Origin of the sequence: Acinetobacter sp. AS23, assembly GCF_023612055.1 — a bacterium.
Lineage (GTDB): Bacteria > Pseudomonadota > Gammaproteobacteria > Pseudomonadales > Moraxellaceae > Acinetobacter > Acinetobacter oleivorans.
Genome location: NZ_CP082274.1, coordinates 362,094 through 387,831, shown reverse-complemented (window position 1 = coordinate 387,831; position 25,738 = coordinate 362,094). Strand labels below are relative to the sequence as shown.

Below are 25,738 nucleotides of genomic sequence, written 5' to 3'. Positions count from 1 at the left end.
ATTCACCACTAGCTATATCTACTTTTAATACAATAAATATTCGCAGAACAAACACACTATTTATTTAAATAATGAATTTTAAATTAATATACAAATAAGTTTATGAAAAAATATTTTTTAAGCAAAAAATAAAGCTCAAACCTTAAGGTCTGAGCTTTATTTAACCACTATAAAGTTTTAAAAGCTGATCGAGACTAGTTGTTCAGTCGACTGAATTGAACCTTCTATAAATTCACACATCCCATGTTCATCACAAGATAAATTTAATTGCTTATAGCTGATTGCAAAACAGTCTGAATATTTTTTGACTACAAACGGACTCATATCCGATGATAAAGGCTCGTCGTGCTTGAACAATTTAATGACTTTGCGATCATTCATTCCTAACAAATAAGTTTCATTATTTAATTTAATATGCACTACACCAGTGTGTTCAGCCACAATTGGAATCAAATAAGACTTATTCGCCAGCAGAACATCTAGAGCATAACTTTCAAACTTTGAATTAATGAGGTTGAATACCAAAATTGAGCCAAAGCTGGTCTGCAATCCTTCTTGATAATTTGCAGCGTCCTGAATTCGCTGTACTTTAATACCTAACTTTTGAAAGTCTAGCTCAGTTGCTTGCTGTGTCTTTATCAGACTACGAGTAATAGCGTGTTTAAGAGGGTTATCAAAATAACGCTCATCAAGCTGAAAATCATTTTGGCGTAATATTTTTAACAACATGTCATCATGATGAGTAAGAACATGCGCTAATACATTACGGAAGTAAAACTTACTTTGCTTTTTGACCTTACGAACCTGCTGATAAAAATAAATTTCGTCAAATTCATGTTCAATAAAATCATGCAATAAACTTGAACTTGCCAATACAGACAATGCTTCATGACCAGTAAATGGCAAATGAATCGTATGTAAGTTTGGTAATAGCTCTTTTATTTTTAGATAATGTTCACGGTCAGTCGAAAAATAAGGGTCATAAACAATGACATATTCACGCGCTGCATCGACATCTTGCGCCTGGATTTGCATGTCTTTATTTGCCACAGCATCGAAAAACTCGGCATAGCGTCGATCTTCAACTTGGTCAGGATCAATTGAATATTGAGGCACGAATGCAATCACACGATTCATATTCAATAAATTAGAATATTTGATTGCTGCATAGCCGCCCATTGAACCGCCATAACCCACAATATTTTTAAAGCCTTCTAGAATAGGCGAAATCGCTTTTGCCAGCTCAATCATGCTCGCTTGAGGAAACCATGATTTTTGTTTTGGCATTACCCCAATAATATTATATTGGTATTTAATTAGGGACTTTTCAGCATTGATAGATAAGCCACTCGCTCGGGTAATCAAATCGCCAAAAGAGAGAACCAATGTATTAGAATCGCCTGGTAAAAAAATGGCTCTAATGTGTTCGTCTTCAAAAATAATTTGCTTATCCATGCTCACACCGAAAGAAAATTTACTCCCACATACAACGTCAAAAATGAAACAAAATAGGTGTTTTGCCAATTTATGATTGCGGAGTATCTTATTTTATAGATGCCAGTCAGATTAAAAAGCGCAAAATATGACACAATCCTTACATCCTGCCGCTCAAAAAGGCTTCAGCTCAGCTGCTGAACTATATCAGCAAGTTAGACCTAATTATCCCGCAGAAATAGTAAGTTGGCTGCAAAATTGCCTACAAATACAGGAAAACTCTACTGTTATCGATCTTGGATCGGGTACTGGCAAATTCTTACCCTACTTAAAACAAACACATGCAGATGTTATTGCAGTTGAGCCAATTGGCGAGATGTTACAGCAGCTTCAACAAGTTTATCCTGATATCAAAACATTACAGGCTTTTAGCCATTCAATTCCTGTAGCAGACCATGAAGTTGATGCCATTATTTGTGCGCAATCTTTCCACTGGTTTGACAACCTTGATACCCTAACAGAAATGTATAGAGTATTAAAACCACAAGGACATTTAGGACTCGTTTGGAATCAACGCGACGAGCGTACGGATTGGGTGAAAGCCTTAGCTGATTTTCTACTTCCTCTTGAAGGAGACACGCCGCGTTACCATAGTGAAAAGTGGAAACGTGTGTTTGAACAACAAGATTTATTCGTACTTGATAGCCTACAAACATTTACACAGTCGCAGTGCGGTTCTGTCGAACAAGTCGTGAGTAAACGTTTACTCTCTACAAGTTTTATTGCTGCAATGACTGAAAAAGATCAGTTACAACTCAAAGCACAGTTTGAAAAAATTGTTTATGATTTTACGGGATTGGGCCCTCAAGATCAGATTGATTTTCCATATGTCACATATGCATATCACTTTCAGAAAAGTACGTTACCCGTTAAATAATTAGTGAATAGGTTTGGTTGAAAGTTATGAAGAAGAAAACACCTCAAGTCATATTAATGTCTTTGCTTTGCTCTAGCCTATTACTTACTGCTTGTAAAAAAGCGGATGAGCCTGCTAAGACGGAGCAACCATCTGCCACCTCATCTACAGATCAGGTTTTAGAAAAACTAAATGAAAGACCTGTTAAGACGTTCCCTGCTACTGCTGATGATGCACACGATATTGCACTTTTAGAGGACTATGACCGCCGCTTTACAGAAATGAGCGACGAAATGGAAAATGAGTTAGCAAAAATGCATGAAGCGGGAACACTCACAACAGATTTTGAGCAACAACGTACACTCGATAATGTGCGCTCTGCTCTAACCATGTTAAAAGATTTAGATTTAAAAACTGAGCAAGGCCGTTACATTCAGGGACTACTTTATCAATATTGGGAAAACCAAGAAAAACACTATAGTGATAAGCACGCGACTAAAGATGAACAGATCAATGATCTTGCCGACTATTTACAAGCGCAAAATCAATTAAAGTATTGGAAAGCATCACAACAGAAATAAGTATTACATTACTTATAAAAAAGCCTTTATATTTATGAAGGCTTTTTTCAAATTATATATTTTGCTTTTCAACCCAATGAATTGCCTGAACACGGAATAATTCACATGCTCCATCCCCCGTGTCGGTTGGCGTAAGTGAAGATTTCCAAACTAAGTTTTTGTCTTTAATCTCGACAAGGTCCCCTTTTAGATAAACGAGATCACCACGTTTAACTTGTTTAATCTGCTGAGCAATTTCAGGGTTTGCAGGAATGATGTGCATGTTAGACACCATTTGCATTGCTTGCTCTGCGGGAACAGGTAATTTAGGAATTTTCCAGTTTAAATAACGGTCATATTGTTTCACTGAAATGTGACGTGCAATTTCAGGCTGTGCAAACAATCCCCAACTTACAGCATAGTCGATAGGAGAAAATTTAGCTTGTTCATCATTTTGATAAACCTTTGAACCCAAGATCCTGAAATTTCCTTGAAAAGGTTGTAACACAGAAATAGATTGATCTTTTTCTATCGGGTTCAAACCATTGGCAATATTATATTCACTTGAGGTCGATGCAAATGCTGCACTCATGCCAATAGCAGTCAGCAAGGCCATCATCAAACATTGTTTTTTCATCGCGTTACACCTCAAATATTGCTAGATCAAAGTGAATAGATCATCAATTTATAGTAGCTGTAAGCGATGAAAAAAATATCGGAATTTAGTAACAATACAGATCAATTTCGTCTATTTTTGTGCTGAATTAAACAGCTTGTTAATCTTCAAAATCTATTCTCAAAGTTTCAAAACGAACCTTACCTTGTTGGACCGCTTGGGCAATCGCCTGTTGGCCTTTAGTAAGCCTTGCACCACCACTTTTTACATCAAGTAGAATAATATTAATGTCTTCTGCTGTCCCATCACCATCACGAAAATCGGTATATCCATCAAAGATAATATAGTCCACCGGATCGCCCATAAATTTTGCATCGCTGGGTAGATACTGAAATTCAGGCAAAACTGGAGCAAATTGTTCTGCCATTTTTCCTTTCAACACCGCACGGCTTGTATTTACACTTCTCTTTTGTGCTTGAGTAAGAGCTTGTTGATGCTCTAATTCAAGTTCAGCAATATATTGCTCATATTCAGCCTTAATTCGTCCATTCCGAGTGTTTGATAAAATAAGAGTAGTGATAATGATGCCAATTCCAGCACCAATAAGCATGGCAAGCCATACAGACATAAATTTTCCTTAAAAAGCGCGAATTAAGATTACAGATCTAATCATATCTAAAATAACGAAACAGCTTAAACTTTTGTCAAAGGTGGTCATCTTCTTCACATAAAAAGATGCTAAGGTATAAAACATAAACAAATGTGCTGCTGAAAATAATTGGATTTATGAAAACGATACTTATTGCAAATCAAAAGGGCGGATGCGGAAAAACCATGACGGCCATTACGTTGGCAACAGCATTGGCACAAAAAGGATATAAAGTAGCATTAGCAGATTCGGACAATCAAAAATCGGCTTTACAATGGTTAAAACAGCGCCCCGAAGGTGTCGCAAAAATTCAAAGCCTCGACTGGCGTCATGAAAAATCAATTGGTGACGCGCCTAAAAATCTGGATTATTTAATTATTGATGCGCCTGGTGCACTTTCAGGTGAACATGCTGAGCAACTCATTAGTGAAGCTCATGCCATTATTACTCCACTTCAGCCTTCATTTTTTGATATAGACAGTACTCGTCGCTTTTTAAAGCATTTACAAGATATTAAGCGTATTCGTAAAGGCAAAGTTCAGATTTTACTTCTTGCAAATCGCGTAAAACCAAACAGTGCTAGCTCAAAAGATATTCAGCAGTTTTTTGAAAAAATTGAACAGGAACCTGTTGCTTGGATTGCTGAACGCACTGCATATGGTAGCTTAGCAATGCAAGGCTTAAGCATTTTTGATAAGCCTCAAAAAAACTTTATTACGATTCAAAATCAATGGCAACCTGTTCTAAACAAGTTAGTTGAAGATAAAGCTGAGTGGTTTTAAATGACTTTTAGTCTCTAAAAAGAGATGTATAAGGTTCTTTACATTGCGGCCTTAAAATTTGCCTCAGGTTATTTTTCAGTTAATATGACTTTATTCTATGTAGAAAATTAGAGAAATATTGTTCGTGCATCCATACGCTCCTAATTTACAGCGCGTTTTATTGTTTGGGCTGTTTTTTATTTTGATTTTTTTAGGATTTAATATCCTGAAATACTTTATTGTTCCTGTACTTTGGGCTGCCATCATTGCTTATATGACTTGGCCTATTTATTTAAGAATTCAACGTTTTTTTGGAGAAACCCGTAATACTTTAAATGCAACTCTAATGATTAGTCTGGTCATTTTGGTTGTTGGCGTCCCTTTTACATGCGCTATTTTTATTTTGCAGCATGAAGGCCGCAACTTATATTTTGACTTACAACGTCAGGTTTTTTCAGGTCATTTAAGTGTCCCTGATTTTATTCGTGATCTTCCTTTTGTTGGAAAAGAAATTTCTCGTACACTCAATGAGTTAAATAACGACCCTAATAGCACAATTCAAAATGTTGCAGCTTGGGTACAAAGCCATTTAAGTTATGGCCGTGTACTGCTCGGTGAAATTAGTAAAAATATTGTCAAACTTGGCTTTGCCGTATTTAGCCTATTTTTCTTCTACCGTGATGGTCAAATGATTTTGTCTCAGGTGAGTAAAGCCTTAGAAATGGTTATAGGCCCTCGTATACATCATTATCTCGATACGATTTCGGAAACGACTCGTGCTGTAGTCTATGGCGTGGGTTTAACTGCAATTGCTCAAGCTGTTTTAGCTGGATTAAGTTATTTTGTAGCAGGTGTCCCTAACCCAATGGTGCTTACCATTGCTACTTTCTTATTGGCTTTAATTCCATTTGGTACACCCATTTCCTATTTAGGTGTCGGTCTATGGTTGTTCTCTCAGGGACAAACTATGGAAGCAATTGGTGTAGTGGTTTGGGGTGTAGTGATTGTTAGTAGCTCAGATAATGTGATTCGACCACTTGTGATTTCTGGTGCTACAAAAATTCCATTCTTATTAATCATGTTTGGTGTATTAGGTGGTATTGCAAGTTTTGGATTAGTAGGTTTATTTATTGGACCTGTAATTCTGGCTATTTTACTGGCAATTTGGCGTGAATGGTTACATGAAACCATTGAGCCTGAACCTATGCCTAAAACGACTATGATTTATGATTCTGAAAATGAATCTTCTAATGATAAAGAGTGATCCTATTTATTTAATTTAAAAATGTTTCTAGATACAAATTAACTATTTAAATTAACTTGTAGGTTAAACCTTCGTTTGTTTGAATCAAACAATCATATATATTTATAAGGACATCCGATCATGCAGATGTTTAATAAAATTGGCGCAGTCTGTGCGCTTACAGCTTTTTTTACGGTTGGCTGTAGTTCAGTCACAAAAACTGTATCAGATACAGCTCAAGCATTAACAACAATGCATACGAAAAAAGTGGTCGATGTAAATGAAGTGACTGCCGCTGGTATTGGTAAAAAATTAGGTACGATTAGCTTTCAAGATAGCGACAAAGGTTTAATTATTACGCCTGCTCTAGCTGACTTACCAAGTGGTACACGCGGCTTCCATATTCATGAAAATGCCTCTTGTGAACCAGCTGTAAAAGATGGGAAACCAGGTGCTGCTTTAGCTGCTGGTAGTCACTACAACCCGAATCAAGCCCCTCATCACGGTACTCCAACAACTGGTCACTTAGGTGATTTACCTGCTTTAGTGGTCGATAATACTGGTGTTGCAACGACTGCTGTAATCGCACCTCGATTGAAACTTGCTGATCTTCAAGGTCGAGCTATTATGATTCATGCGGGTGGTGATAACTACTCAGACTCACCTCTTCCTCTCGGTGGTGGCGGAGCACGAATTGCATGTGGCGTGATTAAATAATTTATGTCTTTTTCAAATTGTGGGTATCTAAAAAGATATCCACAATTTTGTTAATTTATTGATCGTTACAACTTGATTTAAGCCTAATAAAATCTTAAAAAATGACTGACTTTTGTAGATAAAAAGAATAATATTTTTGAAGTAATAAAAATTTAAAGTTACATACTGCTTTCTCACGTATTCTCTAATTTAGAACAAAAGCCGTGAACTATCTGACCCAAATATTTAATAGTTTTAAGTCGAACTCGATTTTAATTTATTGCCTGCAAATTTTGATTGTACTCACAGGCACAACTTTGGGTTTACTTTGGCTAGGCCATAACGAGCTCATCGTTCCCGTGACTTTAGGCGCGATTGCAGCAGCGTTAACTGACTTTGATGATCGCTTAAGTATTCGGCTACGTAACTTGGTTTACGTCTGCCTCCTCTTTTTTACAGTCAGTAGTATTCTTGGCTTTTTAGCTCCCTACAAAATTTTCTTTATTTTATATCTTTCTCTTTCTAGTGCTTTTTTCATTTTATTAGGCGCTTTAGGGCAACGTTATGCCACAATTTCGTTTGGCACTATTTTGCTTTCCATTTATAGCATGTTCGGTTTAGGAGAATATGCGCACTGGTACCAACAACCTACCTACTTTGTTTATGGTGCTTTGTGGTACGGCTTTACATCTATTTTGTTTTTTATTATTAAGCCGACACTTCCCTTACAAGATAAGCTCTCACAAATTTTTAAAGAAATTTCTGTTCTCCTACAAGCAAAAGCACGTTTGTTTGATCCCGACAATAAAGAGAATGTAGAACAACTTTTATATGAACTGTCCTTACAAAATACGCAAGTTGCTCAAAGTCTCAATCAAATACGCAGCTCCCTGCTCACTCGACTCAAAGCTTCGCGCGTCAGTAATAAAAGTATTTATTGGCTAAACCTGTATTTTTTTGCGCGGGACATTCACGAGCAAGCAACTTCTAATTATTTACATTACGAACATATTCAACAGAACTTCAGTCGTAGTGATCTTATTTTCCGTTTCCAAAAAAACCTACGCCTACAAGCACAAGCGTGCCAAGATCTGGCTCAATGTATTTTGCATAATCGACCATCTCAGCCTTCACAAGAAAGCCGGACGGTATTGAACAATTTGGAAAGTTCTTTAAAGGACTGGATACAACAGCATCCACAAAACTTTGAAGTTAAAAACTTAAGACTTATTTTTGATAATTTAAAGGGAATGCATGAACAGTTTGAACAACTACAATATGCACAGCCCTTCCCTGAAAATAATACTCAAACAAGACAAGAACACTTAAATTTACTTGATGATGATATTCAAGGATTTTCAGATCTGATCTTAAAACTCAGGCAACAACTTACACCACAGTCAGCCTTATTTAGACATGCCATACGAATTGCAGTTGTTTTCGCCGCAGGTTATGCCATTTCATTATTACCCTTTGCTCAGCATGGCTATTGGATTTTACTGACTAGTTTATTTGTCTGCCAGATCACTTATTTTGCGACTAAAAGCCGTCTTAAACTAAGAACCATTGGCACCCTACTCGGTGTTTTACTAGGAATACCAATTCTATATTTTGTACCGAGTATTGAAGGTCAGCTCATCATTACGATTATTTGCGGAGTCTGCTTTTTCTACTTGCGGCAAAAGAAATACGCATTGGCGACGCTTATGGCCACCCTGATGGTGCTGTTAATTTTTAACTTAAAAGGTGCAGGCTACAGCATCATTTTACCCCGTCTGATAGATACGCTGTTAGGCTGTTTTATTGCATGGCTTGCCGTAAACTTTATTTGGCCTGATTGGAACTTCCGCAATATTCCTAACAATATTAAGAAAAGTAGCAAAGCGACCTTAGATTATTTCAATGTGATTGTTGAGCAATATCAATATGGCAAAAATCAAGATATAGAATACCGCCGAATTCGTCGTGCTGCCCATAATGCTCAAATCGAGCTGTCGAACATGATCTCGAGTTTAAGTGCTGAACCGAATCCAAATCCTCAACTCATTCATTACGCTTTTCGCTATTTGGTTTATAGCCACAGCCAGTTGAGCTATGTGGCAGCGTTAGGTAGCCAACGGCAGAAAATTGAGGATCAACAGGTATTACAGCTCTTACTGGATTGTCAGCACATTCTTAATCAGAGTTTATTTGAACAAGCTTCTGTTGACTTTAATTTTCTTGAGCGAACTTTAAAACAAATTCAAAATCTAACAACTCATGAGGACTTTTCGGAAAGCTATACTCTAGTCTTAAAACAAATGAGTTTACTATTAGAAACCCTACCTGAACTCTTAACTTTAAAAGGTCAGCTTTTAGAACAAGAGATTAAATAGCTATAACACTTTATTGAGGATAAAAATGTATTTTCCAAAGATATATAAATTTCTTTCTGCCACTTTTTTATTGCTGAGTAGCACATCATATGCATTTGAAATAAATGATTTAAAAAAGATTATAGAGTGTCAATCAGATCAAGAAACTTATACCAGTTTTGCTTCTGAATATGATGAAAATTTATCAGCGCTTGGCTTTAAAAGAATTGAAGATTCAGACCAACCTTTCATTTATTTATATAAAACTAATCAACCCATTGAACTGTTTGGTTTAAAGACAAACGAAATTGCCCTAGCTGGTCAAGGTATAACTGCCGTTTTTCGTAATGTAAATGTTCAACAACTTTCAAAGAAATTTAATATTCCTCAGCATCCAGACTTTAAAACATTACCTTTTTTTAGAGGTGTTCGCACTGTCAAGACAGAACCTGCAACAGCAGATTCTTTTACTGTTTATCATAATCTCAATTTATCAGAAATGACCGGAAAAAGTCCGATGACATTATTAGGTTGTACTTATGAAACAGACCGCGAGGAAATGGAAAAAATGTTAAAAGAATAACTAAAAAAACCGGAATATAAATTCCGGTTTTTTAAATTTAATCATTTCCTTCGAGCTTTCTTTCTTGCATTTCCTGCTTTAAAGCACTTCGTGGTTGAGTAAACCAAAGAGCAATAAAAGCAAATGCAGATAAGACAAAAGCCCATAAATGAAATTGCGTATAGAGGTACCGTACCAGCTCAATCATGGCAAAAAAACTCATCATCAATAGCATCGAAACAGCTGCTGCAACGGTTCCTTTTGATACTTCAGATGACATGAGTGCAAAGCGATATAAGACTGAAAAGCTAATTCCCTCACCAAAACAGATGAGCGTCATGCCTGTAAGCAAACAAGGAATTAAATAGGTTTGCCACACCACACCTAATATTAAAATGAGTGTCCCAATCAGCATAATCGGTAAGCCAATCAGGATGGTTTTACCTAAAGCGAGACGGTCAATAATTTTAATTAAGACGATGTTGCCTACAATGAGACCAAGAAATACTGGAAATTGAGCCAAGCCATATTGCACACTGGTGAGCTTTAACTCATCTACCAAAATGATTGGAGATAAAGCAATCCAAAGCATTAAAGGCATGCCCACCAACGGTAAAGCAAGACTTAAACCTAAAAAACGGCGGTTAGTGAACACCTTTTTGAAATCATCAAAAAGATAACTAAAAGGTTGTCGAGTTACACTAGCTTGCTGACTTGGCATCTGTTTTTTCAAACCGACCCAACTGAGTAATGCCAATACAGCAATGGCGACAAAGCCCCAATGCCAAGACACATAATCAATTAAAAAGGCTCCAAGTACAGGCCCCAGCAATGGTGCAAGCAACGAGATATTTGCCATGAGTGCCATAACTTTAATTGCATCACGCTCGGCAAAACTCTCTTGAATAGCGGCATAACCGACTGCGGAGATTACAGTTAAGCCAATTCCCTGCAAAAATCTTAATGCTAGAAATTGTTCTATTTGCCGGGTTAGTAAAATTAAGAAGCAGCATAGAGCAAAAAACAAAACCCCTGCTAGCAGTACTTTTTTACGTCCGAGACGATCCGACAACGGTCCAAGTAACCACGCAACTGTAGCGCCACCTAATAAATAAAATGACATTGAAGATGGTGCCCAAGTTGCACTTACACCAAAATCTTCAGTAATTGCCAACATTGCTGGCTGAATAAGGTCATTGCCAATATAAACCGCAAATTCAAATAGCACTAAGGCCAAAGGAAACATCAACGTTGTACGGTTCAACGTTGTCGTTTGAATATTTTTCATGAGTTGTACACTTCAAAATAGCGGCCAAAATGTCTCAGCAACTACATATTGAAATAAATAATGTAGTCATGACGATGACAGTATGGTCTATCAATCTTTAGTTAAGTTTTTATATGCCGTGAGAGTGCATGTTTAGAATGTGAAACACCGTATTCACAAGGTGTCTAAAACGAGAAAAAAAGTATGACGTGAGATTCGGTAATTTTTACCAATTGGCACAATTGCCGAGCGCAACAATAGCACTTTTTAAATTGATCAGCAATCATGCAATTTCAAGAAGCTTAAATTTCAGTTTTTTGCACTCAAATACCCACAAATTCTTGTTGTGCACAAACTCAAAGTTATCCACATATTCGATAAAAAATTAAGCATTAAGGACAAGGATTAACTTGAAAGTCTGGGGCATCTTGTCCTTGTGTACATTGATAGCTTTGCTTTTTATTTACAATTTTCCAGACTTGCTGGTCTCGCTTTAATAAATATTCTGTACGGACTTTTGTTATCGCGTCTTCGCTCGGATCTGTCTGTAAAATAGTGACTTGAGCATTAGAGGGATCATCGGCAGCATTCATTTGCTGTGAAATATCCAAATTGTTTGCATCATTTAAAAGATCGGGCTGATCAAGCAATACCGCTTGTATCGGGCTATCAGCAAGTTGAGCAGAAGAATTTTTCGCTGGAGTACACGCCGTTAGCGTTACAAGGCTAAAAGCAATCAGCAAACTCATTTTTCTCATACTTAATCTCTTAGATTTACTCAAATTTAATGCTAAAGACTACAAATAATTTTTTCCGTTCTACTTTGTAAAGTGTTTATCTTTAAAGTGGAAAATAAAATGATGCATCAAATCAATATTAGTGATTTTTAATCAACAATATTTTTCCAATTCATACATTTTTCAACAAGAGTAAATTCCGTAAAGTACACATCAAGTTTAGGAATTTAATTAGAGTAACTCTCATGAGCAATATTTTAGTGATTAATGGCGCCAAACAATTTGCCCATTCAAATGGTGAATTAAATGACACGCTCACGACATTGGCAACCGACCATCTCACTGAACTAGGCCATGAAGTTCAAGTGACTCGTGCAGATAGCGACTACAATGCAGAAGCTGAAGTAGAAAAATTCTTATGGGCAGATGTTGTTATTTATCAAATGCCAGGTTGGTGGATGGGTGCACCATGGACAGTTAAAAAATATATTGATGATGTATTTACTGTAGGTCATGGTTCACTTTACGCAAATGATGGTCGTAGCCGTTCTGATACATCAAAAAAATATGGTTCAGGTGGTTTAATTCATGACAAAAAATATATGCTGTCACTCACTTGGAATGCGCCAATGGAAGCATTTGACGATGCAGATCAGTTCTTCCACGGCGTAGGCGTAGATGGTGTTTATTTACCATTTCATAAAGCTAATCAGTTCTTAGGCATGGGCACATTACCGACTTTTATTGTAAATGACGTGATTAAAATGCCTAACGTTGATAGTTATATTGAAGAATATAAAGCACACTTAAATAGTGTTTTTGTAGCAGCTTAATAAGGAGAAATCCATGCTAACCATTATTGCAGAAATTCGCACCAAATCAGCTGGGCAGCATCGTCAAAACGTATTGGATGCTTTTCAAAAAATTATTCCAACTGTTTTAGCCGAAGATGGTTGTCATGGTTATGAACCTTTAATTGATCACAAATCAAATGCGAGCTTCCAAACCCACGAGCCTGACACAATTGTGATGTTAGAAAAATGGGAAAGTGTTGCTCATCTTGAGGCGCATTTGGCTACACCTCATATGCAAGCACATCATGAAGCAGTTAAAGATGATGTCATTGATGTCAAAATTAAAATTTTAGAAAGCGGCGTATAATTTAGCCCATAAAAAAAGACGATATATTTATCGTCTTTTTTTGTTTTTATGAACAAAGCTGTGTCTGGAAACCTCTAGAGCCTTTCCCTCTCGCACACTGATAGCTTTTTTGCTTATTCTGCAACTGCCACTTTTCATCCACTAATTTAAATGCATATTCTGTTCGAATGGCAGAGACGGAGTCATCCATTAAACCTGTTTGAATGACAACAATACGAGAAACTGTTGGAGATTCTACTCGGTTAAACACTTGCTGAACTGAGGTATTGTTATGCTCTTTTACAATCTCAGGTTGAGCTTTAAGTACTTGTTGCATTGGGGTTTCGGAACCCACAAAAGGAATTAATTTACTGGTCGTCGCACACCCAGTGAAAAGTCCAGCACAGAGCGCTGAAATTAAAAATAAACGTTGCATTTTTATCACCAAAAACAAAAGGCATAGCTTTATGATGCTATGCCTTGCTCGGTTACTCTGTAGAAACTATGTAGTTCTAAGGATAGCTACTCTTTTACAGATCAAATAATTGTTCTTACTCACTCAACTTTAACGACAATCGTTTGATAAAATTAATTTCTATTACACATAACAAATAGGATCATTATGCAACTGACGTATGCGGGACAAGTTTTCTTGGTGGTCGTTGCAGTTTTGATAATTTGGTCATTTGTACTCACCAAGTTTTGGGTCAAGCGTTTAGCTAAAAATCGTAAAAGTAGTAAGTTTGAATTTGCCTATTTATTTGCCGTGGTTTTTAGTATTAGTGCTTTATTTTTCCCATTTACTTATTGGGTTTCTCAGGCAGTCTACGGCTTAGCAACCAAACCAACTTACGATGCAACTGTAGTGAGTTATACTTCGGAATGGGTAGATACTGAACGTACCGACTCAAATGGGCGTAAATATAAAACTAAGACACTGATGCATATTGCTCAGGTTCAATTTAAAGATAATCAAAACAGAACTCTAACTTTAGACAACTCAGTTCGCTCTGGTGATGTACCTGTAGTTGGTGAACATATTACTGTTGTTTATGAATCAGGTGATCACACCGCACAAGAAAAGAGCTGGCGAACAATTCTATTGTTTGCAGCCGCTTTATTTATGCTGTTTATTTTAGGTTATGTGTTGCTCATGATTATTGCCTATAGTCTAAAGCGCGACATGGAACCCTACAAAACATTTGCTAGTACGTTAATTTTTAAAGTCACAGTTCCACTTGGAACAATGGCGATGTTTTCGATGTTGTCTTATTCTATTTTTGCCTATTTCTTTTTAGGTAATCCAAGGGATTTACCTGTGTGGGCCATTGGGCTTTGTAGCTTTTTTGCTCTTAGTCTTTTACCGTTGATTTATCATATTGTGACGGGCTGGAAAGCGTACAAGAAATAATTTTTATCACTGCTTATACTTTAATTTCTGTTATATAAGCTTCTCCTATATTTTTACCTTGAAAATCTGTAATTAAATAATTTTTCATCAAAACAACTTGATCTAAAATTTGTCCAAATACAATTTTACAGACCAAAAACTCATCCAAAATTTTCTTTTCTTCATCTTTCAGATATAAGCGTATCATATGAGTTGAATCTTCTATTTTCATAAATAAAACCATACTGATATATAAATCATTATTCTTGTTGTGAAAATCCACGTAGTCAACAGCAATATCTTTACGATGTAAGCAAATATACCCGTGACAAATAGTTTGTTTTTCTATCATTCACTCTTTCCTAACAATAAAAAAAGCGCATCTTTCGATACGCTTTTAACAGAAATTCTTTTATTCAATCAAGTATTAAAGATCAAATAATTTACCTGGGTTCATAATCCCGTTCGGGTCAAATGCCAACTTCAATGCTTTCATATATTCAATTTCTTCAGGCGAACGTGAATATTCCAAATATGGCTTTTTCGTCATACCTACACCATGCTCGGCAGAGATTGAACCATCGTATTTTTTAACGGTATCGAACACATATTTATTCACAACCTGACACTTCGCAAAGAACTCATCTTTGGTTAAGTTTTCAGGTTTTAAAATATTTAAGTGCAAATTACCGTCACCGATATGACCGAACCAGCAAATTTCAAAATCAGGATAGTTCTCTTGAACAATTGCATCAATCTCACGAATAAATGCAGGCACGTGAGTAATTAACACTGAAATATCGTTTTTATATGGAATAAACGGCGCGATTGATTCAGAGATATCTTCACGTAAACGCCATAAACTTTCTACTTGGTCAAGACTCTGGCTCATTACACCATCAAGTACCCAACCCTGCTCCATACAATGCTCGAAGATTTCCATTGCTTTATCGAGAATTGGCTCATATGGCGCTTCAAACTCAAGCAATACATAGAATGGACATTCAGTTTCAAATGGACGTTGTACATGCCCGTGGTCTAAAACTTTTTGCATTGCAAGTTCACCAAAGAACTCAAATGCAGTCAAATCGATATCTTTTTGGAATGCATGTAATACAGGCATTACTGCGTCAAAATCAGGAACACCTAAAACTAAAACTTGTAAGTTTTGTGGTTGGCGCTCAAGTTTAATTTCCGCTTCAGTGACTAAACCTAATGTACCTTCACCACCAATAAACAAATGCTGTAATGCATAACCAGTTGCATTTTTAACCATGCCTTTGTTTAAACGTAAAATATCGCCTTTACCAGTGACAACAGTTAAACCAAGCACCCAATTACGTGTCATGCCGTATTTAATAACTTTAATACCACCAGCATTGGTACCGATATTACCGCCAATCTGACTAGAACCCGCTGACGCGAAATCAACCGGATAATACATACCTTGCTCTTCAGCATAGTTTTGCAATTCTTCAGTCACTACACCAGCTTGCACTCGTACCATACGATCTGCTGGGAAGAACTCAAGAATCTGGTTCATTTTGTCCATGCTAATGACAATTTCACCATTGGTTGCTACAGCACCAGCAGAGAGACCAGTACGACCGCCTGACGGTGTAATCGCAATATTAAACTGGTTCGCAAGCTTTACAACTGCCTGAACTTGTTCAGTGGTCGATGGAAAAACGATGACCGATGGGTTCGGATTAAAATGCTTGGTATGATCTTTACCCCAGTTTTCGAGACTATCAGCATCGGTTTTAATACGGTTTTCACCGACGATTGCTGTTAATTGGGTGAGTAACTCAGGTGTTAAAGCGACTGGAGCATTCATCGTTTGCAGACCTAGCAAGAAGTAAACTATGGTGGGAATATGACTTCATATTTTCAGGGTTCTCACCTGAGCAAAGCCATAATGTTCAAGGAACTCCTATATTCTACATGCAACAGCTCAAGCGATAAAGTTCAGAATAGAGATACTGTCACTACAAAACATGTTTAACGTAAATAAATGCTTTTCTATGGGACTTCCAGAGAAAAATCTCATACCAAACCTATTCTAAATTAATCACAAGCCATAAATAGAAGTGATTAGACATAGATAAAATTGCCATAAGACGATGGCGCAAACGAAATATCTATAGTACCGACCATTATGTTATGATAGCGCCACCAAATTTGGCCTTTGTAGCGGAGCCGTAATGAGCCAACATCTTTCACTACCTAAAGATAAAATCCGTTTCCTTTTGTTAGAAGGCGTTCACCAAAACGCAGTCGATACTCTAAACGCTGCGGGTTACACCAATATTGACTATCGCAAAACTGCTCTTGAAGGCGAAGCGCTAAAAGAAGCTGTTAAAGATGCTCACTTTATTGGTATTCGTTCGCGTACCCAATTGACTGAAGAAGTTTTCGAAGCTGCAAATAAATTGATCGCAGTGGGTTGTTTCTGTATCGGAACCAACCAAGTTGATCTTAAAGCAGCAATGGCACGTGGTATTCCTGTATTCAACGCACCGTATTCAAATACGCGTTCGGTTGCAGAGCTTGTACTTGCTGAAACAATTCTTCTTCTTCGCCGTGTTCCTGAAAAATCGGCGGCTTGTCATCGTGGTGGTTGGGACAAGTCTGCTGTCGGTTCTTTCGAAACTCGTGGCAAAACTTTAGGTATTGTAGGTTACGGTTCCATCGGTTCTCAGCTTTCTGTTCTTGCTGAAAGCTTAGGTATGCATGTGATTTATTACGATGCTGTAACTAAATTACCAATGGGTAATGCTCGCCAAGTTGGTTCGTTAGACGAACTTTTAGCGACTGCTGATGTAGTTACATTACATGTGCCTGATGTTCCATCTACACGCAACTTCTTCACTAAAGCACAATTTGCAAAAATGAAAGAAGGCGCAATCTTCCTAAATGCTGCACGTGGTACATGTGTAGTGATTGAAGATTTAGCGGATGCCATCAAATCTGGTCATATTGCTGGTGCAGCGGTTGACGTATTCCCTAAAGAACCAAAAGCAAATGGCGAAGAGTTTGTTTCTCCACTTCGTGGCTTAGACAATGTGATTTTGACTCCTCACGTTGGTGGTTCAACCATGGAAGCGCAAGCAAACATCGGTTTAGAAGTTGCAGAGAAATTTGTTGCTTACTCTGACAAAGGTATGACGCTTTCTGCAGTAAACTTCCCAGAAATCGCATTACCATTGACTGCTGGCCAACACCGTTTATTGCACATCCACAAAAACGTACCTGGCGTATTGTCTAAAATCAACAACTTGTTTGCTGAGCAAGGCATCAACATTTCTGGTCAATCACTCATGACTAAAGGTGACATCGGTTACCTCGTAATGGACGTTGACGCTTCTGCTTCTCACGAAGCTTTAGATATGTTGCATGAAGTTGAAGGTACAATTCGCGTGCGCGTATTGTTCTAATACGAACTGTAAATTTAAAAGCCACAGCATTGTCTGTGGCTTTTTTATGGACATTTACATTATCATGTGAAAAGTATACCAATCGATCAAATAATAAAATGTCCAGTTCGAACCAGAAATCTCAGCTACATGCGTTGGGTTTTCTTATTCTCGCTATGCTGAGCGTACAAAGCAGTGCATCTTTAGCTAAATTTCTGTTCCAGAGCTTTCCTACCCTTACCGTTTCAGCAATGCGCTTATGCTTAGGTGCAATTATTCTTGCCTTTATTTTTAGAATTTGGCGAATTAATTTTAGTCAGGTCCGCTGGAAAGCTATTTTAGCGTATGGCTTTGCTCTTGCAGGAATGAACGCACTTTTTTATCTGTCAATTGAACGGCTACCCATTGGTATTGCAGTTGCTTTTGAATTTATTGGCCCCTTAAGTGTGGCCTTATACCATGCACGCCAAAAATATGATTTTGTCTGGGTCAGTTTAGCGATTGTTGGTCTCATTTTACTATTCCCTTTCAATCAGGCTCATAGTCTGGATTGGATCGGAGTATTATTTGCGGTTAGTGCTGGCGCATGTTGGGCACTTTATATTATTGCTGGACAGAAACCGTCAGGTATATCAGGCAATCACACTGTGTGTTTAGGAATGAGTGTGGGCGCATGCATCTTATTACCCATTACTTTTTTCTCAGGCTCAATAGGGCAAGTTATAGAGCTCCCCTATCTTTTTTATTTTATTGGTTTGGCAATTTTAGCCAGTGCATTACCCTTTTCTTTAGAAATGCTAGCCCTACGTAATTTAACGCCTTTAAGTTTCGGAACATTGATGAGCCTAGAGCCCGCAGTTGCTGCACTTTCTGGTTTTATCTTTTTAGGTGAGTATTTGTTATGGAATCAATGGTTGGCACTTGCAACAATTATTGCAGCTTCAGTCGGTTGTACCATAACCACTCAAAAAGCACGTCAGGAACGTGAAAAAACAGTAAGTTAAATCGACTAAAACCACGAGTTAAAACATGGCATTCGCTATAATTAACCCTTGTTAGTTTTAAATAATATTAGATGAGGCCCTAGGGTATTTCCATGCAGAATCTTCCCATTATTGCTGTGCTATATATGATTCTGTCGATGGTCTCATATCAAATCAGTGCTTCATTTGCTAAGCAACTCATTTCAATATTAGACCCTCTTACCGTTACAGTTTTAAGGCTGAGTTTTGCAACGGTTATTGTCGCGATCATGTTCCGTTCATGGAAAATCTGGTCACGCTTACCCTATTTAAAATGGCGTGATTTATTGATGTACTGCGCATCTTTGGGTCTCATGAATATTTTATTCTATACGTCACTTGGGAAGTTACCTCAAGGAATTGCCGTGGGCTTAGAGTTCATTGGTCCTTTAGGACTAGCTCTACTTTCCATTAAACAAAAGAGTGACTATATTTGGGTGGCATTTGCGATGTTAGGTATTGCATTAATGGTGCCTTGGCAAGACCCAACACAGCACCACTTTTCCTATGTCGGTGCTGCCTGCGCGCTAGGTGCTGGACTTTGCTGGGCATTCTATATTTATTTTGGTCAGAAAGTTGTGACCCAAAATATAGGAATGCATGCTTTAACCATTGGAATTGGATTATCTGCTCTAACCTTACTACCGATTAGCATCTGGCATAATGCTCCTGCATTACTTGAAACACAGTATTGGGGTAAAGCATTACTTATTGCTATTTTAGCGACGGCTATTCCATATGCACTTGATTTAATGGCACTCAAACAACTTACTAAATTAACTTACGGCACCCTAACAAGTTTAGCACCAGCATTGGCAGCATTAACGGGTTTCTTATTACTTCACGAAGAAATCAGCATGCTGCAATGGGTGGCTTTAGGTTGTGTAATGTTGGCATCAATCGGCGTTACTTTAAGAAGTTCTAAAAAAGTAGCATAGTTAAATACTATTGCTGCTTTTTATACTTTTTATATTCCTTTAAATATTTATTACCGAGTGTTTCTTTTTCACTATCTTTAAGAATTTTTCCCGCCTGTTGAAAAAATTTATGCTCTTCTTCTTTTAAATGATGATGAACTTTTTCACTCAACTGTTTGGCAGTTGCTAACCAGCTTGGGCTACTCATATCGGTTTTTTCGAGCTGCTCAACCAACTCATCCATTTCGTGATGCTCAGATAAAGCATGTCTCGTAATATCTAAACCGACATCGTCAAACATTAAAGGAATATAGAGGTAACGGTCTTCGGCAACTGAATGGGCATAAAGTTCATTTTTTAATGCATCAAATAGTTCTTTTCTTTCTTCAGTTAAACCATGTGTCTGAATAAGTTGTTCAGAAAGGTTACGTTGATTTTCATGGCTTTCTCTTAATGCTTCGAAAATATTCATTCTCTTCCTCATTTTTTAGCTAAAAAATCTTTTTTATTTCAAGGTTTATCATACGTTGAAATTTATAATGTTTAAGTAGCTTAAAATGAGACTATTTTTTACACAGTTTTCTTTCTAGTAAACTTCTGTAATGATTTTTATATTTCTAATTTTAAATGATACATAAAAGTATGAACTGCATTTTAGGAACAGCTCATACTTTTAATCTTATTTAACCCGTAACAAACATTTGATAGCCCAAACGGCAAATCAGGATACTCACCAAAATTAAAAAGATAATACGGACAAATCCACTACCGTATTTAAGCGCGGTACGGACCCCAACAACAGAACCAAGCACGTTTGCAACGGCCATCATTAAACCGATATGCAAAATAGCGTGACCTGTCGGAATGAGGAAACTCAAAGCAGCTAAGTTCGTCATAAAGTTACCGATTTTTGACAAAGCTGAAGCATGCAAGAAATCAACTTGTAAAAAACGGATAAAGAAGAAAATAAAGAAACTACCTGTACCTGGCCCAAAAATACCGTCATAAAAACCAATCGCCAAACTACCTATAGCAGCTAAAATCAGCATTTTATTGGTAATTTTTTGCTCAGTGTGAACCTGCCCGAAGTTCTTTTTAACTAGCGTATAAACGGCAATCACAATCAACATCACGAACACGAAAGGACGTAATACCGATTGAGGAATAAGCGATAGACAAGCTGCCCCAGCAAAAGAGCTAATCAGAGCACAAATGGCAATAACTGCTAAAAGCTTCCACTGCAATTTTACTTTTTTAGCAAATGTATAAGCAGCCGATGCAGTACCAAAAATGGATGAGACTTTATTGGTACCAATTACCGTAGCAGTCGACATGTTAGGAAAAGTGCTCATGATCCCGGGAATCTGGATGAGTCCACCGCCACCTACAGCAGCATCAATTGCTCCCGCAGTAAACGCAAAAAAGATCAAACTTAGGATAACGTCCCATTCCATGCTCTATACTCTACATCTACTACAAATTTAAGATACGCTTAGGTACCAACCGTTTTTTATCGGTAATCTCAGCTAAGCCTAAACAACGCTCACCCGAAAAAACCAAAACTTCTGCTTCTGCAGAATGCTCAATATTGCTTTCTAAACCGTTGCAAAAATATTTTTCACGCCCTTCAGGCACCTGAATTTTTAGGAAATGGTCAATTGGCGCATACACTGGTAGTAACAATGCTTCTCTTTGCTCTTCAGTTAAGCTTTCCAGATATTCAATGGTATAACTCGGAATAAGCTCAAAATGTCCTGTTTGAGTCCGGTTTAGCATCGTTAAATGCCCACCACAACCAAGTGCTTCACCAATATCTTCACCTAATACACGAATGTATGTTCCTTTAGAACAAGTGACGTCCAGAGTGATACTATTTTCGGTAAATTCAATGAGCTCTAAAGCATAAATTGTGACTGGGCGGGCTTCACGCTCAATTTCAATACCTTTTCGGGCAAGCTCATATAATGGTCTGCCTTCTTTTTTCAAAGCCGAATACATCGGCGGAACTTGTTGAATATCACCTCTAAATTTTTCTAAGGTTTGTTCAATAAGCTCTTGGTTGAGAACAGGAACGGAGCGTTCTTGTAGAATCTCCCCTTCCACATCACCTGTCGTCGTGGTTTGCCCCAAGCGAACAGTAGTTTGGTAGCGCTTTGTTGAGTCCAGCAAATAATGTGAGAACTTGGTAGCCTCTCCCAAACAAATCGGGAGCAAACCTGTCGCCAATGGGTCTAAAGCTCCAGTATGACCTGCTTTTTGGGCGCGATATAACCAACGCACTTTTTGCAAAGCCGCATTTGAGCTGAGCCCTAATGGTTTATTTAATAGAAATACACCACTGATATGGCGACGAGAAATTTTTTGATTTTTTGTCGTCATTTTTACTGGAACACAAAGCTAGAAAAAAGTGCCGACATGTTAGCAAATTCGACAAGATATTTTCACAATATTTAGGTGCCTTTTCACTTATTTTATGGCACATTAATGATCGAGTAAAAAAACAACAAATTAAAACTTAAGGAAGATATCTTTATGCACGGAATGCAGAAGAAGGTATTGTGGTGCGTGCTCGGATTTTTTATTTTGAGCCTCATTGCATGTGTCTATTGGTTAAGTCCTGACTCAAAAAACACATCAGCCCAAGTCAGTGAAAATACAGCTCAAAATTTAGCATCAGCTCAACCCACAGATCATTCATCGTTAAATGAAGATGCTTACCATAGTAAAAGTCAGCAAGACACCGAAGTTAACTGCCAGTTAAAAATTGATAGTTCTCAACATTTAGTCGTTAACAGTCAAACACGCGACTGCTTTGAATATTTTATTACTCAATATGGCGAAAATGATTTAGAACAAATCAAAAACCACTTTGGGAAATTTATTCAAGGCAAATATTTAGAGCCAGCCCGCTCTCAGATTATGGACTTATGGAGCCGCTATTTAAAATATCGTGAACAGCTTGCTCAAATCCAAACGCCTTCAGCAAAACAACAAGATAAAAATTATTTTCAAAAGATCTTTAATTCAATTCAAGATATAAGAAAGCGTTTCTTTTCGACTTCTGAAATTGAAGGCCTTTTCTCGAGCGAAGATATCTATCAGAACTATACGCTAGATCGAATGCAGATACTTGAAGACTCTTCTCTAAGCGAAATTGAAAAAGCACGAAAACTTAAAGAACGTTTTGAAGAACTTCCCGAAGACTGGCAGAAAAACCTGCAAGAACTTTCTAAACTTGATGATTTACATACATTGACCAAACAAATTAAAGCTCGTAAGGGTTCAGCTGAAGAACTTCGACAAATGCGTACAGCACTCGTTGGAGCCGAGGCGACTCAACGATTAGAAACTTTAGATACAGAGCGGAATGCTTGGCAACAAAGGGTCACAAGTTATCTCAATGGTCGAGATGAAATTATTAAAAGTAACATGAGTGATAGCGCCAAAAATCAAGCTATTCAACAGTTACGCCAACAACAATTCAATTCATCACAAGAACAACTAAGACTTCGAACTTTTGAAACGGTCCATGATCAGGGAGGTGAGCTGCCATTTAATTACTAAGCCTTTCCTTTTTGGGAACTGGCTAAACATTCACTAGCAGTAAGAAGCTGCTTTTCATACAAAATAAAAATAGTGAGTAAAAAATGAAAAGGAAGTTAATGTTTTTCTGCGCTGCAATGCTCTCAGGACTGAGTATTTCAGCGGCCCATGCAACAAATGCTGAACAAGTTAAAAGCTCGTTCGTTTATTCATCTTACGCGCAGACAAAATATCCAATGGTTTTTAATCATGGAATGGCGGGTTTTAACAGAATCGGAACAGATACGCTTGGTCTCGATTACTGGTACCAAATTCTTCCTGATCTTGCCCGCAATGGAGGAAATGTCTGGGCTACAAGGGTCTCACCATTTAACTCAACAGAAGTGCGTGGAGAACAACTTGCCCAGCAAGTAGAAGAGATTATTGCCATTACTGGTAAACCTAAAGTCAACTTAATCGGTCATAGCCATGGGGGTCCAACAATTCGCTATGTGGCCGGTATCATGCCAGAAAAAGTTGCCTCACTTACCACGATTGGTGCGCCTCATAAGGGATCACCAATGGCAGATGTCATTCTGAACGTTGAGGGTACTCCTCTGTCTGGACTGGCAACGTTAGTAAATTGGTTTTCAGCAGCGATTACTTGGGCAGGAGGTCTAGATCCGACTAGCTATCCGCATGACTCTTTAGCAGGCGCCCATAGCTTATCGACTCAAGGTTCAGCTCAGTTTAATACTCAATTCCCTATGGGTATACCAACCACCTCTTGTGGTGAGGGAACATATCAAGAGAAAGGCATTTATATGTATTCTTTCTCTGGAAATAAAGCCTTAACCAATCCATTAGATCCATTTGATATTGCTCTTACAGGCAGTAGCTTAGTGGTCGATCCATTTGGTGATAATGATGGACTTGTTTCTCGATGCAGTGCCAAATTTGGCAAAACAATTCGTGATGATTACAACTGGAATCATTTAGATGAAGTGAACCAAGTACTTGGAATACGTTCTATTTTTGCATCAGATCCGGTCTCAGTTTACCGTCAACATGCAAACCGTTTGAAACTTCAAGGACTGTAATTTTTTAAAACAAAAAATGCGCCAAAAGGCGCATTTTTTTACTCGCTATAAGCTTACGCTTTACGAGCTGGTAATTTTTCACGAATACGTGCAGCTTTACCAGACAAGTCACGGAGGTAGTAAAGTTTAGCACGACGAACGTCACCACGACGTTTCACTTCGATTTTAGCAACAACTGGTGAGTGAGTTTGGAATACACGCTCAACACCAACACCGCTAGAAATTTTACGTACTGTGAACGCAGAGTTCAAACCACGGTTTTTCTTAGCGATTACAACACCTTCAAATGCCTGAAGACGTTCACGCTCACCTTCTTTTACTTTAACTTGGACAATAACAGTGTCACCAGGAGCAAAAGCAGGGATATCAGATTTTAACTGTGCATTTTCAACAGCTTGAACTAAAGGATGTTTACCACTCATTGTGGGAATCTCCAATATGTGCGGAGTCAGAAGAGGTCTGAAATTCCGCTGGGGATAGAGGCTAAAGCGCATATCAACCCGTTTATCTTTCCCTTTACGACAAAATGTCTATAAAGAGCCTTAGAATATACATAAAACTATTCATTAAATAGAATCATGCTTTAACTCGAAGCATTGCTTCTCGTATTTTTGCAGAACTTCCGTTCCTGAGAATAGTGGTTAAGAATTACCACCGCTCTCTTGCGCATCTTTTAGCCATTTTTTCTGCTGCTTATTCAATTCTACTTTCTCGGTCAACTCTGGTCGACGTTCTAAAGTTCGTTGATAACGCTGCAAAAAACGCCATTTTTCGATATTGCCGTGATGTCCAGATTTTAAAACTTCTGGTACATCCAGCCCCTCAAAATGGTCTGGCTTTGTATATTGTGGACAATCTAAAAGACCATCAACAAAAGAATCTTGTACTGCTGACTGTTCATCTGACATTACATTCGGCAAACGGCGAATAATACTGTCAAGTAACACCATAGCGGGCAGTTCACCACCTGATAAAACGTAATCACCAATTGACCATTCCTGATCAACATAATGCTGGATCAAACGCTCATCCACTCCCTCATAACGTCCACACAGTACAATTAAGCCGTCATAATCAACAAACTGCTGTACTGCCTGTTCATTTAAAGTTTTGCCTTGTGGAGACATGTACACCACAGGAACATGAGCATGTCCTGCTTGTGAGGCAAGCTGTTTGGCATGCGCAATTGCTTTCGCCAAAGGCTCAGCCATCATCACCATCCCAGGGCCACCACCAAATGGACGTTCATCCACTCTTCTGTAGTTTCCCTCAGCAAAATCACGAGGGTTAATACAAGTAACTTGTACGATATCTCGTTTTGCCGCACGTCCGCTGATGCCGTAGGCTGTAATCGCTTCAAACATTTCAGGAAAAAGCGTAATGACTGCAAAAAACATCACAGACTCCTCTATTTTCCTGCTGTATTAATCCTAAAA

At 37.9% G+C, this 25,738-nt stretch carries 28 protein-coding genes; 15 read left to right on the top strand and 13 right to left on the bottom strand.

Features of this window, described 5'->3' with window-relative positions; genetic code table 11:
* Positions 1-177: 177 nt before the first annotated feature.
* On the bottom strand, positions 178-1,455 hold the full coding sequence (locus K6I41_RS01830) for a hypothetical protein (RefSeq protein WP_250375106.1): 1,278 nt from the start codon (positions 1,453-1,455) through the stop codon (positions 178-180).
* Positions 1,456-1,582: 127 nt separating this feature from the next.
* Here K6I41_RS01830 and K6I41_RS01825 point away from each other — a divergent pair, with 127 nt between their 5' ends.
* Positions 1,583-2,371: a class I SAM-dependent methyltransferase gene (locus tag K6I41_RS01825; protein WP_250375105.1), complete on the top strand. Its 789-nt coding sequence runs from the start codon at positions 1,583-1,585 to the stop codon at positions 2,369-2,371.
* Between the two features lie 26 nt (positions 2,372-2,397).
* Positions 2,398-2,931 (top strand): hypothetical protein, encoded by a 534-nt coding sequence (locus tag K6I41_RS01820; RefSeq protein WP_004789733.1) that lies wholly within the window; start codon positions 2,398-2,400, stop codon positions 2,929-2,931.
* Between the two features lie 52 nt (positions 2,932-2,983).
* Here K6I41_RS01820 and K6I41_RS01815 read toward each other — a convergent pair whose 3' ends face one another.
* Together K6I41_RS01815 and K6I41_RS01810 are read right to left on the bottom strand one after the other, a co-directional pair.
* Positions 2,984-3,547, bottom strand: coding sequence for a hypothetical protein (locus tag K6I41_RS01815; protein WP_005301082.1), 564 nt, complete (start codon positions 3,545-3,547; stop codon positions 2,984-2,986).
* Between the two features lie 139 nt (positions 3,548-3,686).
* Positions 3,687-4,154: a Holliday junction resolvase-like protein gene (locus K6I41_RS01810; protein WP_002116954.1), complete on the bottom strand. Its 468-nt coding sequence runs from the start codon at positions 4,152-4,154 to the stop codon at positions 3,687-3,689.
* 158 nt (positions 4,155-4,312) lie between these two features.
* Here K6I41_RS01810 and K6I41_RS01805 point away from each other — a divergent pair, with 158 nt between their 5' ends.
* The 5 genes from K6I41_RS01805 (at position 4,313) to K6I41_RS01785 (ending at position 9,812) form a co-directional block, all read left to right on the top strand.
* Positions 4,313-4,957, top strand: a complete 645-nt coding sequence (locus K6I41_RS01805; protein WP_151822872.1) for a ParA family protein — start codon at positions 4,313-4,315, stop codon at positions 4,955-4,957.
* A 124-nt stretch (positions 4,958-5,081) separates the two neighbouring features.
* The gene (locus tag K6I41_RS01800) at positions 5,082-6,200 is read left to right on the top strand and encodes an AI-2E family transporter (RefSeq protein ID WP_005301078.1); all 1,119 of its coding nucleotides are present in this window, start codon (positions 5,082-5,084) and stop codon (positions 6,198-6,200) included.
* 126 nt (positions 6,201-6,326) lie between these two features.
* Entirely contained in the window at positions 6,327-6,896 is a 570-nt protein-coding gene (gene sodC, locus K6I41_RS01795) for a superoxide dismutase family protein (RefSeq protein ID WP_081402079.1), read from the top strand.
* A 203-nt stretch (positions 6,897-7,099) separates the two neighbouring features.
* Entirely contained in the window at positions 7,100-9,250 is a 2,151-nt protein-coding gene (gene yccS / locus K6I41_RS01790) for a YccS family putative transporter (RefSeq protein ID WP_250375104.1), read from the top strand.
* 25 nt (positions 9,251-9,275) lie between these two features.
* Entirely contained in the window at positions 9,276-9,812 is a 537-nt protein-coding gene (locus K6I41_RS01785) for a hypothetical protein (protein WP_013196733.1), read from the top strand.
* Positions 9,813-9,849: 37 nt separating this feature from the next.
* On the opposite strand, the gene craA is transcribed toward K6I41_RS01785, so the two are convergent.
* Together craA and K6I41_RS01775 are read right to left on the bottom strand one after the other, a co-directional pair.
* A complete protein-coding gene (gene craA / locus K6I41_RS01780) occupies positions 9,850-11,079 on the bottom strand; it encodes a chloramphenicol efflux MFS transporter CraA (RefSeq protein ID WP_250375103.1) in 1,230 nt (409 codons plus the stop codon).
* Between the two features lie 371 nt (positions 11,080-11,450).
* Positions 11,451-11,816 carry a hypothetical protein gene (locus K6I41_RS01775; RefSeq protein ID WP_005301067.1) on the bottom strand — a complete coding sequence of 122 codons (366 nt, stop codon included), beginning with the start codon at positions 11,814-11,816 and terminating at the stop codon, positions 11,451-11,453.
* A 224-nt stretch (positions 11,817-12,040) separates the two neighbouring features.
* Here K6I41_RS01775 and K6I41_RS01770 point away from each other — a divergent pair, with 224 nt between their 5' ends.
* Together K6I41_RS01770 and K6I41_RS01765 are read left to right on the top strand one after the other, a co-directional pair.
* On the top strand, positions 12,041-12,628 hold the full coding sequence (locus K6I41_RS01770) for an NAD(P)H-dependent oxidoreductase (RefSeq protein WP_250375102.1): 588 nt from the start codon (positions 12,041-12,043) through the stop codon (positions 12,626-12,628).
* Between the two features lie 13 nt (positions 12,629-12,641).
* Positions 12,642-12,956 carry a putative quinol monooxygenase gene (locus K6I41_RS01765; protein ID WP_013196729.1) on the top strand — a complete coding sequence of 105 codons (315 nt, stop codon included), beginning with the start codon at positions 12,642-12,644 and terminating at the stop codon, positions 12,954-12,956.
* Between the two features lie 46 nt (positions 12,957-13,002).
* Here K6I41_RS01765 and K6I41_RS01760 read toward each other — a convergent pair whose 3' ends face one another.
* Entirely contained in the window at positions 13,003-13,371 is a 369-nt protein-coding gene (locus K6I41_RS01760) for a hypothetical protein (protein ID WP_004789750.1), read from the bottom strand.
* A 186-nt stretch (positions 13,372-13,557) separates the two neighbouring features.
* On the opposite strand from K6I41_RS01760, the gene K6I41_RS01755 reads away from it, so the two are divergent.
* Positions 13,558-14,346 carry a xanthine permease gene (locus tag K6I41_RS01755; protein ID WP_250375101.1) on the top strand — a complete coding sequence of 263 codons (789 nt, stop codon included), beginning with the start codon at positions 13,558-13,560 and terminating at the stop codon, positions 14,344-14,346.
* A gap of 13 nt (positions 14,347-14,359) precedes the next feature.
* Here the strand turns inward: K6I41_RS01755 and K6I41_RS01750 are convergent, their stop codons facing one another.
* Both K6I41_RS01750 and K6I41_RS01745 read right to left on the bottom strand, forming a co-directional pair.
* On the bottom strand, positions 14,360-14,677 hold the full coding sequence (locus tag K6I41_RS01750) for a hypothetical protein (protein WP_250375100.1): 318 nt from the start codon (positions 14,675-14,677) through the stop codon (positions 14,360-14,362).
* A 75-nt stretch (positions 14,678-14,752) separates the two neighbouring features.
* A complete protein-coding gene (locus tag K6I41_RS01745) occupies positions 14,753-16,162 on the bottom strand; it encodes a D-2-hydroxyglutarate dehydrogenase (protein WP_250375099.1) in 1,410 nt (469 codons plus the stop codon).
* 367 nt (positions 16,163-16,529) lie between these two features.
* Between K6I41_RS01745 and serA the strand changes: the two genes are divergently transcribed.
* The 3 genes from serA (at position 16,530) to K6I41_RS01730 (ending at position 19,701) form a co-directional block, all read left to right on the top strand.
* On the top strand, positions 16,530-17,762 hold the full coding sequence (serA, locus tag K6I41_RS01740; protein ID WP_004789759.1) for a phosphoglycerate dehydrogenase: 1,233 nt from the start codon (positions 16,530-16,532) through the stop codon (positions 17,760-17,762).
* Positions 17,763-17,860: 98 nt separating this feature from the next.
* Positions 17,861-18,745, top strand: coding sequence for an EamA family transporter (locus tag K6I41_RS01735; protein ID WP_151768235.1), 885 nt, complete (start codon positions 17,861-17,863; stop codon positions 18,743-18,745).
* A 92-nt stretch (positions 18,746-18,837) separates the two neighbouring features.
* On the top strand, positions 18,838-19,701 hold the full coding sequence (locus K6I41_RS01730) for an EamA family transporter (protein ID WP_250375098.1): 864 nt from the start codon (positions 18,838-18,840) through the stop codon (positions 19,699-19,701).
* A gap of 7 nt (positions 19,702-19,708) precedes the next feature.
* On the opposite strand, the gene K6I41_RS01725 is transcribed toward K6I41_RS01730, so the two are convergent.
* The 3 genes from K6I41_RS01725 to truB all read right to left on the bottom strand — a co-directional run bounded on the left by K6I41_RS01725 (position 19,709) and on the right by truB (position 22,059).
* Positions 19,709-20,152 (bottom strand): hemerythrin domain-containing protein, encoded by a 444-nt coding sequence (locus K6I41_RS01725; RefSeq protein WP_001019905.1) that lies wholly within the window; start codon positions 20,150-20,152, stop codon positions 19,709-19,711.
* Between the two features lie 211 nt (positions 20,153-20,363).
* Positions 20,364-21,134 carry a sulfite exporter TauE/SafE family protein gene (locus K6I41_RS01720; protein ID WP_009391954.1) on the bottom strand — a complete coding sequence of 257 codons (771 nt, stop codon included), beginning with the start codon at positions 21,132-21,134 and terminating at the stop codon, positions 20,364-20,366.
* A 19-nt stretch (positions 21,135-21,153) separates the two neighbouring features.
* Positions 21,154-22,059 carry a tRNA pseudouridine(55) synthase TruB gene (truB, locus tag K6I41_RS01715; RefSeq protein WP_013196721.1) on the bottom strand — a complete coding sequence of 302 codons (906 nt, stop codon included), beginning with the start codon at positions 22,057-22,059 and terminating at the stop codon, positions 21,154-21,156.
* Between the two features lie 153 nt (positions 22,060-22,212).
* On the opposite strand from truB, the gene K6I41_RS01710 reads away from it, so the two are divergent.
* On the top strand, positions 22,213-23,244 hold the full coding sequence (locus K6I41_RS01710; protein ID WP_250375097.1) for a lipase secretion chaperone: 1,032 nt from the start codon (positions 22,213-22,215) through the stop codon (positions 23,242-23,244).
* A gap of 116 nt (positions 23,245-23,360) precedes the next feature.
* A complete protein-coding gene (locus K6I41_RS01705; RefSeq protein WP_192836324.1) occupies positions 23,361-24,302 on the top strand; it encodes a lipase family alpha/beta hydrolase in 942 nt (313 codons plus the stop codon).
* 53 nt (positions 24,303-24,355) lie between these two features.
* On the opposite strand, the gene rplS is transcribed toward K6I41_RS01705, so the two are convergent.
* Positions 24,356-24,724 (bottom strand): 50S ribosomal protein L19, encoded by a 369-nt coding sequence (gene rplS / locus K6I41_RS01700; RefSeq protein ID WP_004789772.1) that lies wholly within the window; start codon positions 24,722-24,724, stop codon positions 24,356-24,358.
* A 219-nt stretch (positions 24,725-24,943) separates the two neighbouring features.
* Positions 24,944-25,699: a tRNA (guanosine(37)-N1)-methyltransferase TrmD gene (trmD, locus tag K6I41_RS01695; protein WP_151768238.1), complete on the bottom strand. Its 756-nt coding sequence runs from the start codon at positions 25,697-25,699 to the stop codon at positions 24,944-24,946.
* Positions 25,700-25,738: the final 39 nt, after the last annotated feature.

What these genes read in the sequence shown, in the direction of transcription:
- K6I41_RS01785 (WP_013196733.1), top strand. Translation starts at nt 9,276, where the DNA reads ATGTATTTTCCAAAGATATATAAATTTCTTTCTGCCACTTTTTTATTG.
- K6I41_RS01745 (WP_250375099.1), bottom strand. Translation starts at nt 16,162, where the DNA reads ATGAATGCTCCAGTCGCTTTAACACCTGAGTTACTCACCCAATTAACA.
- serA (WP_004789759.1), top strand. Translation starts at nt 16,530, where the DNA reads ATGAGCCAACATCTTTCACTACCTAAAGATAAAATCCGTTTCCTTTTG.
- trmD (WP_151768238.1), bottom strand. Translation starts at nt 25,699, where the DNA reads ATGTTTTTTGCAGTCATTACGCTTTTTCCTGAAATGTTTGAAGCGATT.
- K6I41_RS01805 (WP_151822872.1), top strand. Translation starts at nt 4,313, where the DNA reads ATGAAAACGATACTTATTGCAAATCAAAAGGGCGGATGCGGAAAAACC.
- K6I41_RS01820 (WP_004789733.1), top strand. Translation starts at nt 2,398, where the DNA reads ATGAAGAAGAAAACACCTCAAGTCATATTAATGTCTTTGCTTTGCTCT.
- K6I41_RS01725 (WP_001019905.1), bottom strand. Translation starts at nt 20,152, where the DNA reads ATGAATATTTTCGAAGCATTAAGAGAAAGCCATGAAAATCAACGTAAC.
- K6I41_RS01830 (WP_250375106.1), bottom strand. Translation starts at nt 1,455, where the DNA reads ATGGATAAGCAAATTATTTTTGAAGACGAACACATTAGAGCCATTTTT.
- K6I41_RS01720 (WP_009391954.1), bottom strand. Translation starts at nt 21,134, where the DNA reads ATGGAATGGGACGTTATCCTAAGTTTGATCTTTTTTGCGTTTACTGCG.
- craA (WP_250375103.1), bottom strand. Translation starts at nt 11,079, where the DNA reads ATGAAAAATATTCAAACGACAACGTTGAACCGTACAACGTTGATGTTT.
- K6I41_RS01755 (WP_250375101.1), top strand. Translation starts at nt 13,558, where the DNA reads ATGCAACTGACGTATGCGGGACAAGTTTTCTTGGTGGTCGTTGCAGTT.
- K6I41_RS01810 (WP_002116954.1), bottom strand. Translation starts at nt 4,154, where the DNA reads ATGTCTGTATGGCTTGCCATGCTTATTGGTGCTGGAATTGGCATCATT.
- K6I41_RS01730 (WP_250375098.1), top strand. Translation starts at nt 18,838, where the DNA reads ATGCAGAATCTTCCCATTATTGCTGTGCTATATATGATTCTGTCGATG.
- K6I41_RS01710 (WP_250375097.1), top strand. Translation starts at nt 22,213, where the DNA reads ATGCACGGAATGCAGAAGAAGGTATTGTGGTGCGTGCTCGGATTTTTT.
- sodC (WP_081402079.1), top strand. Translation starts at nt 6,327, where the DNA reads ATGTTTAATAAAATTGGCGCAGTCTGTGCGCTTACAGCTTTTTTTACG.
- rplS (WP_004789772.1), bottom strand. Translation starts at nt 24,724, where the DNA reads ATGAGTGGTAAACATCCTTTAGTTCAAGCTGTTGAAAATGCACAGTTA.
- K6I41_RS01775 (WP_005301067.1), bottom strand. Translation starts at nt 11,816, where the DNA reads ATGAGAAAAATGAGTTTGCTGATTGCTTTTAGCCTTGTAACGCTAACG.
- truB (WP_013196721.1), bottom strand. Translation starts at nt 22,059, where the DNA reads ATGACGACAAAAAATCAAAAAATTTCTCGTCGCCATATCAGTGGTGTA.
- K6I41_RS01765 (WP_013196729.1), top strand. Translation starts at nt 12,642, where the DNA reads ATGCTAACCATTATTGCAGAAATTCGCACCAAATCAGCTGGGCAGCAT.
- K6I41_RS01750 (WP_250375100.1), bottom strand. Translation starts at nt 14,677, where the DNA reads ATGATAGAAAAACAAACTATTTGTCACGGGTATATTTGCTTACATCGT.
- K6I41_RS01825 (WP_250375105.1), top strand. Translation starts at nt 1,583, where the DNA reads ATGACACAATCCTTACATCCTGCCGCTCAAAAAGGCTTCAGCTCAGCT.
- K6I41_RS01705 (WP_192836324.1), top strand. Translation starts at nt 23,361, where the DNA reads ATGCTCTCAGGACTGAGTATTTCAGCGGCCCATGCAACAAATGCTGAA.
- K6I41_RS01770 (WP_250375102.1), top strand. Translation starts at nt 12,041, where the DNA reads ATGAGCAATATTTTAGTGATTAATGGCGCCAAACAATTTGCCCATTCA.
- K6I41_RS01760 (WP_004789750.1), bottom strand. Translation starts at nt 13,371, where the DNA reads ATGCAACGTTTATTTTTAATTTCAGCGCTCTGTGCTGGACTTTTCACT.
- K6I41_RS01815 (WP_005301082.1), bottom strand. Translation starts at nt 3,547, where the DNA reads ATGAAAAAACAATGTTTGATGATGGCCTTGCTGACTGCTATTGGCATG.
- K6I41_RS01735 (WP_151768235.1), top strand. Translation starts at nt 17,861, where the DNA reads ATGTCCAGTTCGAACCAGAAATCTCAGCTACATGCGTTGGGTTTTCTT.